Here is a 10,262-nt window from a genome sequence, read left to right as displayed (position 1 = left end):
CCCTCAACGGAAGGCACCCGGCGACCTTTGCCGTCCCCCGCTACCACTCTCAACGGAAGGCGCCACGGCGTAGGCGCAGAGAGGGCCCGGGAGCCCCGTCGAAGTCCTCGTCCCGCACTGCCCCGACGCCGTCCCGCGCTACCCCTCCTGGCCCGCGCCGCCCTCCGCAGCGGGGGCTCCCCCCTCCACCGCCGGGGCTCCCCCTTCCGCGGCGGACGTTCCCCCCTCCGCCGCCGGCGCCTCCTGCCACGGCCGGCTGCGCCGGTAGCGGGCCCACGCGTAGAGGAAGCCGAGGCAGAAGCCGATCAGGTGGGCCAGGTAGGCCACTCCGGGCTGATTCGAGTCTGCCTTCCCGGCGGCCAGCCACTGGAGCCCGAACCAGAAGACCAGCACCATCCAGGCGGGGAAGCGCAGCGGCAGGAAGAAGAGGAACGGGAAGAGGCTCGTGACGCGGGCGCCGGGGAACAGATAGAGAAAGGCTCCCAGGACCCCGGAGATCGCTCCGGAAGCCCCGACCAGGGTCTGGGACGAGTCGGCGTGGACGGCCGCGTAGCCGGCCAGGGCCAGGCAGCCGACGGCGAGGTAGAAGAAGGCGTAGGCCGCCCGGCCCATCCGCTCCTCGGCCATCCCGCCGAAGACGAAGAGAAAGAGCATGTTGCCCAGCAGGTGCAGCCAGTTGCCGTGCACGAACAGGGCGGTCAGCGGGGTGAGGAGCGCTCGCGGCTCCCCGCTGAGCAGCTCGCTGGGAATGACGCCCCAGCGCTCGAAGTGCGCGACCTGCGCCGCCAGCGCATCCCCCTCCGAGCCGTCCGCGGGCACCAGCCCGGAGGCCGGTCCGAGGGCGAAGATCAGGCAGCACGAACCGATGAGCGCATACGTGACCAGGGGCCCGTTGCGGGCCGCCCGCAGGGCCCCCGCTGCCGCCTGCTTCACCGAGTGCGCCGTGGGGATCATGCACAGAGCATGGCCTAACCGGATCAACCTGCCCAGAGTGCCTCGCCGGGCCCGCGCTGCGCGCCCGGCCCCGGCGCCGGTGGCCTCCCAGGCCGTAGGGTTACGGCAAGCACCCCCGCGGTTCGACGGCGCACCGCGGAGGGCAAGCGCAGACGATGAAGACGAGGACGACACGATGGGCGTTCCCCAGCCGACGGCCGAGACCCGCTGGCGCTGCACCCTGTGCGGCAACCTGACCCGTTTCGACGTGACCCGCTCGACCCGCGCCGTCGAGTACGTCCACCTCGACCTGGCCGGAGAGCCGAGCGTCGAGGAGCGCGACGTGCTCAGTGAGACCATCGAGTCGGTGCGGTGCCGTTGGTGCAACGCGGTGGACCAGATCGAGCTGGTGGACCGCCCGGGCGCGAACGCCTGAGAACGGAGCGGTGACAGGTGGTGGAGCGGAGCGACGGTACCGGTGAGGCCCCTGAGGCCGCCGGTCCCGCTGAGGTGCTCGACCGCCCGCTGCCCGAGGGTGTGCGGCGCAGGGTCGTCACCATCGCCGGGGACGCCTTCGGCGGTCTCACGATGGCCGAACTCCCGCCGCAGCTGAGGCAGTACGCCCGTTTCACCCCGACCCGCCGGGCCAAGTTCGCGGGCAACGCCATGGCCGCGGCGCTGGAGAGCCACCCGCTCTTCCGGCAGCGCATCGGGGAGAAGTTCCGCGAGGCGCAGCCGGAGCTGGCCGAGGCACTGGAGTCCGGCGCCCCGCCCGCCGCGGCGGACCCGCTGGACGTGGCGGCGGCGGCCTACGTGCTGCGCCCGGCGGGCTGGGTGAAGCTGGTCGCCGCGGCGAGCGAGGAGGCGCAGCGCGCGCGGGCCGAGCGGGCCGACGAGGACGCCGCCCGCGAGCTGGAGCGGCTGCGGGCCGAGCTGGCGGACGCCCGGAGCGCGGCCCGTGCCGACGCCGACCGGCTGCGGGCGGAGCTGGACGCGGCACGCAAGGAGGCCGACACCCTCCAGCGCAAGCTGCGCAGCGCCGTGAGCGATGTCCGGCGCGGCGAGGCGGCGGTGCGCAAGGCCGCGGCCGAGCTGGAGGACGTGCGGTCCGCCGCCGCCACGGACAAGGCCGCCGCGGACAGTGAGGCGCGGCGGCTCAAGGCGCGGCTCGCCGAGACGGAGGGCGCGCTCGAGGCGAGCCGCCGTGCCGTGCGCGAGGGCCGCAGTGTCGAGGACATGCGGCTGCGGCTGCTGCTGGACACCGTGCTGGACGCCGCGCAGGGTCTGCGGCGCGAACTGGCGCTGCCGCCCGCGTCGGTGCACCCCGCCGACACCGTGGAGGCGGTGGAGCCGGGGCGGATGACACCGAAGGACGTCGCCACCCGGGCGCTGTCGGAGACCGATCCGGCGCTGCTCGACCAGTTGCTCGCCCTGCCGCAGGCCCATCTGGTCGTCGACGGCTACAACGTGACCAAGACCGGCTATCCCACGATGCCGCTGGAGAAGCAGCGGCTGCGGCTGCTGGGCGGGCTGGCGGTGCTGGCGGCGCAGACCGGCGCCGAGATGACCTGTGTCTTCGACGGGGCGGAGCTGGCCGCGCCGGTGCTGCTCGCGCCGCCGCGCGGGGTGCGGGTGCTGTTCAGCAAACCGGGGCAGACCGCCGACGAGTTGATCCGGCAGCTGGTGCGTGCCGAGCCGCCCGGCCGCCCGGTCGTCGTCGTCTCCACCGACCGCGAGGTCGCCGACGGCGTGGCCCGCGCCGGCGCCCGTCCGGTTGCGTCCGCCCTGCTGCTGAAGCGGCTTTCGCGCACCTGAGCAACGTCTGGGCCTTGTGCCCGAATTGACGGAACGTAGCGTCAGTCGCCCACTACTGGCTGTATGACGTTTGTAAAGAATGCGCGGCACAACGGAGTTTTTTCTCATCAGGATTTGAACCGATCACAAGAAGGTCACTAAGGTCGAGCCTCGAACCTTCGCGCGGTTGATCATCCATCCGGGATGTCAGCGGAGGAACCGCCGAGTCCGCGGCGCTCTGCAGGCTTCAGGGGGAGGCCGGGGGCATCCGGAGCCGGGGTCCGATGACCCCCCACTCGCACCCGGTAGGCGGCTGAAGGAAGAAGGAGCTCGCCCCCGTGGCGTCCCACCGTCGACCCAAGCAGCCGAGCCGCACCCGCGTGACCGTGCTCACCGCAACCGCCGCAGCCGCCGTCGCCCTCACGTCCCAGGCCGCGCAGGCCGACCCGAAGCCGACCAAAAAAGAGGTCAAGGCCAAGGTCGACAAGCTCTACGAAGAGGCCGAGGTCGCGACCGAGAAGTTCAACGGCGCGAAGGAGAAGCAGGAGGAGCTCGAGCAGCAGGTCGGCGACCTCCAGGACAAGGTGGCCCGCGGCCAGGAGGGTCTGAACGAGCTCCGCAACGGCCTGGGTTCGATGGCCACCGCCCAGTACCGCTCCGGCGGCATCGACCCGTCCGTGCAGCTGATGCTCTCCTCCGACCCGGACAGCTACCTCGACCGGGCCTCCACGCTCGACCAGTTGAGCGGCAAGCAGGCCGACGAGCTCCGGAAGATCGCCGACAAGCAGCGCGCGCTCAAGCAGCAGCGCGAGGAGGCGTCCGACAAGCTCGAGGAGCTGGCGGACACCCGCAAGGCGCTCGGCGGCAAGAAGAAGGAGATCCAGGGCAAGCTCTCCGAGGCCCAGTCCCTGCTCAACAGCCTGACGGCCAAGGAGAAGGCGGCCATGGCCGCCGCCGACGCCCGCGCCAGCCGCGCCAGCAGCAGCCGGGCCGACCTCGGCGACGACGTCCCGGAGTCGCAGCGCGCCGCCGCCGCCCTCAACGCCGCCAAGACCAAGATCGGTTCGCCGTATGTCTGGGGCGCCACCGGCCCGAGCTCGTTCGACTGCTCAGGCCTCACCTCGTGGGCGTACTCGCAGGCCGGGGTCTCCCTGCCGCGCATGTCCCAGGACCAGATGAACGCCGGTACCCGCATCGGCCAGGCCGACCTCAAGCCGGGCGACCTGGTCATCTTCTACGGCGACGCGCACCACGTCGGGCTCTACGCCGGCAACGGCCAGGTGCTGCACGCGCCGAAGCCGGGCGCCAACGTGCGCTTCGAGGCCATCGGCAACATGCCGTTCAACACGGGCGTCCGCATCTGACGCTCCGGACGCGCCCGCCCATCCGGGCGAATTGCGCAACGCGCTGTGACTCCACGTCCCGCCGGTGACCTGCGTCTCCGGCGGGACGTCGCGCTGTGTGCCCGGCAACGGTCTTTGGACGCTCCGGGGTTGCGCGGCTACTGTCTGCGAGCGCAGTTCCCGGACCGACGCTCGCCCGACCGGGCGGCAGGGGCTGCACACCGTGAAAGGGAGTGCGGCGTCCTGTGGCATCCCATCGACGTCCCTCGCCGTCGGGCCTCGGCAGGACGGCCCGGGTCTCGGTGCTCTCCGCCGCCGCGGCGAGCGCGGCGGCAGCCCTGTCGGCCGCGCCCGCCGGAGCCGACCCGCACGACGGTCCGTCCGGTGTGCGGGCCCGGGTGGACCGGCTGTACGAACAGGCTGAGCGGGCCACCGAGCAGTACAACGCCGCGACCGAACGCCGCGAGCGGCTGCGCACTTGCGCGGAACGGATCCAGGAGTCGGTCGCCCGGGGGCAGCAGCAGGTCAACCGGATGCGGGACGGCCTCGCGGGGCTCGCCGGAGCCCAGTACCGGGCGGGCGGTATCGACCCGGCGCTCGCGCTGCTGCTCTCCGGGGACCCGGAGACCTATCTCGACAAGGCATCCATCCTCGACCGGATCGGCAGCCGCCAGGCCGGCCGGCTGCGCGCTCTTCAGGAGGCCCAGCGCTCGCTGCGGCAGCAGCGCGCCGAAGCGGCCACGCGACTCGCCGAGTTGGAGCGCAGCCGTGCCGACGTCGCCCGGCACAAGAAGGCCGTCGAACGCCGGCTCGCCGTCGCCCGCCGGCTGCTGAACTCCCTCCCCGCCGAGGAGCGGGAGGCGTTCGCCGGGTCCTCCCGGGACGGCGGTCGCGCCGACGGGGCCGAGGGCTTCGACGCGCTCACCGGCCAGGTGCCCGCGTCCTCCCGCGCCGCGGCCGCGGTCGCGGCCGCCCGCGCCGCCGTCGGCCGCCCCTACATCTGGGGCATGGCCGGTCCCGGCGGCTTCGACTGCTCGGGGCTGACCCAGTGGTCGTACCGCCAGGCGGGGGTGGCGATCCCCCGCACTTCCCAGGCGCAGCGGCACGCCGGACGGCAGGTGCCGCTCTCCCAGGCCCGCCCCGGGGACCTCGTCACCTACCGCTCCGACGCCAGCCACGTCGGGATGTACATGGGCAACGGGCAGGTGGTGCACGCCCCGTACCCCGGCGCGCGGGTGCGGTACGACCCGGTCGGCATGATCCCGGGCGCCACGGTCACCCGCGTCTGACCGGTCCTCGCCCCGGCGCCGTGCCGCCCCGGCCGCGGGCGCACGTACGATCGACGGCGTGGCGCGAGCGGGGACCGGGACGAGAGGCGCGGCAGCGCTCGGTACGGTGCTGCTGCTCGTCCTGCTCGTCCTGCTCGCCGCCCTGACCGGCTGCGGCACCCCGCCCGCCGGCCGCGAGGGCACGGAACGGGCCGTCCAGCGGATGCTCGACCGCCGCGCCGCGGCCCTGCTGGACCGGGACGCCGACGCCTTCCTCTCCGCCGCGGACCCCCGCGCCACCGGCTACCGGGCCGGGCAGCGCCGGCTCTTCCGCAACCTCGCCGAGGTGCCGCTGCGCAGCTGGCAGTACCGGCTGGTCCGCACCGGCGGATTCGAGCCCGTACGGGGTGAGGGCCGCCGGGTCGCCGCCGAGGTCCGGCTCCGTTACCGCCTCGACGGGTTCGACACCGCCCCGGTCACCACGGTGCAGCGGCTCACCGTCGGCGAGCGGGACGGCCGGTGGTACGTCGCGGCCGAGGAGCCGCGGACCGCCGACGGCCGGCGCCCCGCCCGCAACCTGTGGGACCAGGGCCGGGTCGACGCGGTGCGCGGCCGGCACAGCCTGGTCCTCGGTGTCGGACAGCCCCCGGACCGGCTGCGGGAGATCGCGCGCACCGCCGACCGGGCGGTGCCCGAGGTGAACGGCGCCTGGCCGGGCCGCTGGGCCCGGCGGGTGGTGCTGCTCGTACCGGGATCGCTGGAGGGCATGGGGGAGCTCCTGGGCGCGCCCGCCGCCGGCTACCGCGGCATCGCCGCCGTGACCACCGGGGAGGCCGGGGGTTCGCCGCACGCACCGGCGGACCGGGTGATCGTCAACCCGGACGCGTACGGCGTCCTGGGCGCGTTCGGGCGGCGGGTGGTGCTCACCCATGAGACGACCCATGTGGCCACGCGCGCCGCGACCTCCTCCGCCACCCCGCTCTGGCTGTCCGAGGGCTTCGCCGACTGGGCCGGGTACCGCGGCACGGGCCGTACCCCCAAGGAGGGCGCACCCGGACTCGCCCGTGCGGTGCGGGCGGGCCATGCGCCCCGGAACCTGTCCTCGGACGAGGACTTCCGGTTCGGCGGCGACCCGGACCGCCTCGGCCGGGCGTACGAGAGCGGCTGGCTGGCCTGCCGCATGATCGCCGAACGGTGGGGCACGGACCGGCTCGCCCGCTTCTACCGGGCGGTCGGTGCCCACGAGGGGCGCACGGGCGCGGTGGAGGCGGCGCTGCGCGGGACGCTGCGGACGGACCCGCGGGAGTTCACGGCGCTGTGGCGCGGGTACGTCCGGGCCTGGCTGGGCTGAGCGGGCCGCGGTCGTCTCCCCGGCCGGGCCCGGCCGGAGGGCGTCCGGGGACGGTCGGTCAGTGTTTCCCGCGGGCCGGGCGCGGCAGGCTCCGTCGAAGGTCCACCGGCAGGCTGCCCCCGAGCCCCTGGGGGAGGCCCCGCCCGAGGTCCGGCGGGAGGAAGAGGCGCGGCTCGCGGGCCGCGGCGCGCCACAGCCGGGCGCACGCGAGCAGCGCGGCGGCCACCAGCAGACCGTTGCGGACGGCCAGCACCGCGATGCCCAGCGGGTCGCCGGCCACCACATGGGAGAACCAGACCGGGAACTCCAGCTGGGTGGCGCCGGCCGCCAGGAGGACCAGGACGGCCGGGGCGGTCATCAGCGTGCTGTGCAGGGTCAGGCAGACCGCGGCGAGTCCGAGCAGCCAGAGCAGATACTGCGGGCTGATCACCCGGCTGGTCGTGGTGAAGAGGAGCACGGCCGTGAACGCCGCGTCCGCGGGCAGCGCCGCCGGACCGCCGTGCCCGTCGGCCCACGGACTGCACCGGTGCCCCGGCCGGCACCCGCGGGCGGCCCGGACCGCACGCCGCCGCCAGAGCAGCAGCCAGCCGAGCGCCGCCGCGGTGAGGGCGAGGGAGACACCGCTGACCAGGCCGACGTACGGGCCGAGGTACTCCACCGAGCCGTAGTTGAGCAGCACCCGGCCGTCCCAGCCGAGGTGCCGTGCGACATGGAAGACCAGCGAGCCCAGGGACTCGACCTCGGTGCCCCGGTCGCGCTGGAAGGTGAGGAAGGCGAACGCCCCCGGCACGGCCGCGGCGCAGAGCAGGGTGAGGACGGCCCCGGTGACGGCGGCCGCCGTCCACGTCGCCCGGGTGGCCCGGCCGCGCGCGGTACCGGCCAGGAGCAGCACCGGCCACACCTTCAGCAGCGCACCGAAGGCCGCGAGCGCTCCGGCGGTCCGGGGGTGGCGCGGCAGGGCGAGCAGCGCGGCGACGGCCACCCCGGTGACCATCACGTCGTAGCGGGCGTACGCCGTGTGGCCCAGCAGGGGCACCCCGGCCAGCCAGACCCAGGCACCGGTGAGCCGCCGCGCGGCCTGCCGGCCCGCCCGGAGCAGCAGGGCCAGCACCACCGCGTCCGCCGCGCAGGCCAGCAGGAAAAAGGCGGAGGGGTAGTCCAGGAAGGGCAGCAGACCGGGGGAGAGGACGGGCAGCGCGGCGGCGGGCGGGTACTGCCAGGTCACGTCGTCCAGCGGGAAGGTGCCGGTGCGCAGGATCCGGAACCAGCTCTGATAGATCACCGCCACGTCACTGGTGACGTCCGGTCCCGGGACGACCAGGACCTTGAAGACGCAGAGCAGCAGGACCGCCCGGGTGACGGCCCAGAGCGACCAGAGGGCGGCCACCGGGCGGAGGATGCGGAATGGGCGCTTCGCTGGGGACTCGGCACGGGTAGCGGCACCCTCCCCGGCCGGCGGGTGCTCTCCGAGCGGTGCCGGCTCCCTGGAAGCGGGCTCCGGGGCGGCGGGGACGTGGTGGCCGGGATCCCGGGGCGCGGCGACCGGGGGCGGGGTGCCCGGCCGGTCGACTACCGCTCCGGACTCCGGGGGTGCCCCGGCCGGGGCGGCTCGTCCGTCGGCGAGGACGCCCGCGGACCATGGCCCGATGCCGCCGTCCGGCCCGCGCGCCGGGGCGATCCGGGCCTCCGGTGCGGGGGCCTCGTCCGTCGTCCCGCGCGGCAGGCGGTCCGTACCCTTCCGGCTGCTGCCGTCCGCCATGGTGGCCTCGTCCCGTTCTGTGATGATCCGCGGTGCTCGGTGCATCATGCCGGGCACGGCGGTACGCGGCCACGAGGCGCGGGCGGGCGTGGCGGGGCGATGCAAGGGAGCGTCGGCGTACCGGAACGATGCGGTGGCATGGGGAGCAAGGGCCGGAGCGCGATGGAGGCGCCCGGCGCCCCGCAGGGCGGCCCGACTCCGTCCGGACCCTGGGTGGCGTACGCCGGGTGGACGACGGGGACGTCGAGCCACGGCCGCAGCGGCTCGCGGCCGGAGGCCCGCCCATGGCGTACCCCGACGGCCACCCGCCCTGCCTCCGGCGATCCCCCACGTATCCGACGATCCGCTCTCCGACAGCCCGCGCGTCACGCTCCCGGGGGACCCGATACTGTCGGCAGGCGATGGACAAGACCCTGATCGTGACCAACGACTTCCCGCCCCGGCCCGGCGGCATCCAGGCCTTCCTGCACAGCATGGCGCTGCGCTTGGACCCGGCCGAGGTCGTGGTCTACGCCTCGACCTGGAAGCGCACCCGGGAAGGCACCGAGGCCACCGCCCGCTTCGACGCGGAGCAGCCGTACACCGTCGTCCGCGACCGGACGACCATGCTGCTCCCGACCCCGCGGGTGACCCGGCGCGCCGTCGGGCTGTTGCGCGAACACGGTTGCACCTCGGTGTGGTTCGGCGCGGCGGCCCCGCTGGGACTCATGGCGCCCGCGCTGCGCCGGGCGGGCGCCCGCCGGCTGGTCGCGACGACGCACGGGCACGAGGCCGGCTGGGCCCAGCTGCCCGCCGCGCGGCAACTGCTGCGGCGCATCGGCGAGGGCACCGACACCCTCACCTACCTCGGCGAGTACACCCGGTCCCGGATCGCCTCCGCCCTCACGCCGCAGGCCGCGGACCGGATGGTGCAACTTCCCCCGGGCGTCGACGAGAAGACGTTCCACCCGGGGTCCGGCGGGGACGAGATCCGGGCCCGCCTCGGGCTCTCGGACCGCCCGGTCGTGGTCTGTGTCTCCCGGCTCGTGCCGCGCAAGGGCCAGGACACTCTGATCAGGGCGATGCCCCGGATCCTGGCCGCGGTCCCGGACGCCGTGCTGCTGATCGTCGGCGGCGGGCCGTACCGGGGCGACCTGGAGAAGCTCGCCGCGGAGACCGGGGTGGCCGGCTCGGTCCGCTTCACCGGGGCGGTGCCCTGGGAGGAACTGCCCGCGCACTACGGGGCCGGCGACATCTTCGCGATGCCCTGCCGCACCCGTCGCGGCGGTCTGGACGTCGAAGGGCTCGGCATCGTCTACCTGGAGGCCTCCGCCACCGGGCTGCCGGTGGTGGCCGGGGACTCCGGCGGCGCCCCGGACGCGGTGCTCGACGGCGAGACGGGCTGGGTGGTCCCCGGCGGCTCGGCCCCGGACGCGGCCGAGCGCATCGTCACCCTGCTGCAGGACCCGGACCTGCGGCGCCGCATGGGGGAGCGGGGCCGGGCCTGGGTCGAGGAACGCTGGCGCTGGGACCTCCTCGCGGACCGCCTCACCGCCCTGCTCTGAGCCCTGCCCGACCGCGGCAGAGCACCCTCGCAGAGCCCGGGCGCCGACCAGGAGATCGCCGCGGCCGACCCTGAGCTCGGACGCTAGAGGCTGGGGCCGCAGGGCAAGGCGAACGAAGAGGCGCGGCCACCCGGCCCAGAGGTCCGGACTCAAGGAGGCAGGCCGGGTGAACGCAAGGGCGCGGTGCCACCGGCCCGGTCCGGGCATGACGGCAGCGGGGCCCGCAGGGCTGGGTGAGCGTCAGGGGGTGGGGGCGCAGGGGTGGGGGGT

The 10,262-nt window shown here is 75.0% G+C and carries 8 protein-coding genes; 6 read left to right on the top strand and 2 right to left on the bottom strand.

What is annotated here, in order from left to right:
* Positions 1 to 138 precede the first annotated feature (138 nt).
* Positions 139 to 954, bottom strand: coding sequence for a rhomboid family intramembrane serine protease (locus tag AC3EQ1_RS31005; RefSeq protein WP_432097633.1), 816 nt, complete (start codon positions 952 to 954; stop codon positions 139 to 141).
* Between the two features lie 175 nt (positions 955 to 1,129).
* Here AC3EQ1_RS31005 and AC3EQ1_RS31000 point away from each other — a divergent pair, with 175 nt between their 5' ends.
* The 5 genes from AC3EQ1_RS31000 (at position 1,130) to AC3EQ1_RS30980 (ending at position 6,689) form a co-directional block, all read left to right on the top strand.
* Positions 1,130 to 1,369, top strand: a complete 240-nt coding sequence (locus AC3EQ1_RS31000; protein WP_432097632.1) for a hypothetical protein — start codon at positions 1,130 to 1,132, stop codon at positions 1,367 to 1,369.
* Positions 1,370 to 1,389: 20 nt separating this feature from the next.
* On the top strand, positions 1,390 to 2,748 hold the full coding sequence (locus tag AC3EQ1_RS30995) for an NYN domain-containing protein (protein ID WP_432097635.1): 1,359 nt from the start codon (positions 1,390 to 1,392) through the stop codon (positions 2,746 to 2,748).
* A gap of 317 nt (positions 2,749 to 3,065) precedes the next feature.
* Entirely contained in the window at positions 3,066 to 4,091 is a 1,026-nt protein-coding gene (locus tag AC3EQ1_RS30990) for a C40 family peptidase (protein WP_432097631.1), read from the top strand.
* 224 nt (positions 4,092 to 4,315) lie between these two features.
* The gene (locus AC3EQ1_RS30985; protein ID WP_432097630.1) at positions 4,316 to 5,359 is read left to right on the top strand and encodes a C40 family peptidase; all 1,044 of its coding nucleotides are present in this window, start codon (positions 4,316 to 4,318) and stop codon (positions 5,357 to 5,359) included.
* 58 nt (positions 5,360 to 5,417) lie between these two features.
* Positions 5,418 to 6,689, top strand: coding sequence for a hypothetical protein (locus AC3EQ1_RS30980; protein WP_432097629.1), 1,272 nt, complete (start codon positions 5,418 to 5,420; stop codon positions 6,687 to 6,689).
* A gap of 58 nt (positions 6,690 to 6,747) precedes the next feature.
* Here AC3EQ1_RS30980 and AC3EQ1_RS30975 read toward each other — a convergent pair whose 3' ends face one another.
* A complete protein-coding gene (locus tag AC3EQ1_RS30975) occupies positions 6,748 to 8,088 on the bottom strand; it encodes a glycosyltransferase 87 family protein (RefSeq protein WP_432097634.1) in 1,341 nt (446 codons plus the stop codon).
* Positions 8,089 to 8,849: 761 nt separating this feature from the next.
* Between AC3EQ1_RS30975 and AC3EQ1_RS30970 the strand changes: the two genes are divergently transcribed.
* Complete coding sequence (locus AC3EQ1_RS30970; protein WP_432097628.1) at positions 8,850 to 9,992, top strand: glycosyltransferase family 4 protein; 1,143 nt, start codon at positions 8,850 to 8,852, stop codon at positions 9,990 to 9,992.
* Positions 9,993 to 10,262 lie beyond the last annotated feature (270 nt).

The sequence above is a fragment of the Streptomyces sp. bgisy100 genome (genome assembly GCF_057709105.1).
The sequence above is the reverse complement of the archived record's forward strand: the minus strand, read 5'-3'. Positions and strand labels throughout refer to the sequence as shown.

Bases quoted from the DNA above. Each gene is read 5' to 3' on its own strand.
- AC3EQ1_RS31000 (WP_432097632.1), top strand. From the start codon at position 1,130: ATGGGCGTTCCCCAGCCGACGGCCGAGACCCGCTGGCGCTGCACCCTG.
- AC3EQ1_RS31005 (WP_432097633.1), bottom strand. From the start codon at position 954: ATGATCCCCACGGCGCACTCGGTGAAGCAGGCGGCAGCGGGGGCCCTG.
- AC3EQ1_RS30970 (WP_432097628.1), top strand. From the start codon at position 8,850: ATGGACAAGACCCTGATCGTGACCAACGACTTCCCGCCCCGGCCCGGC.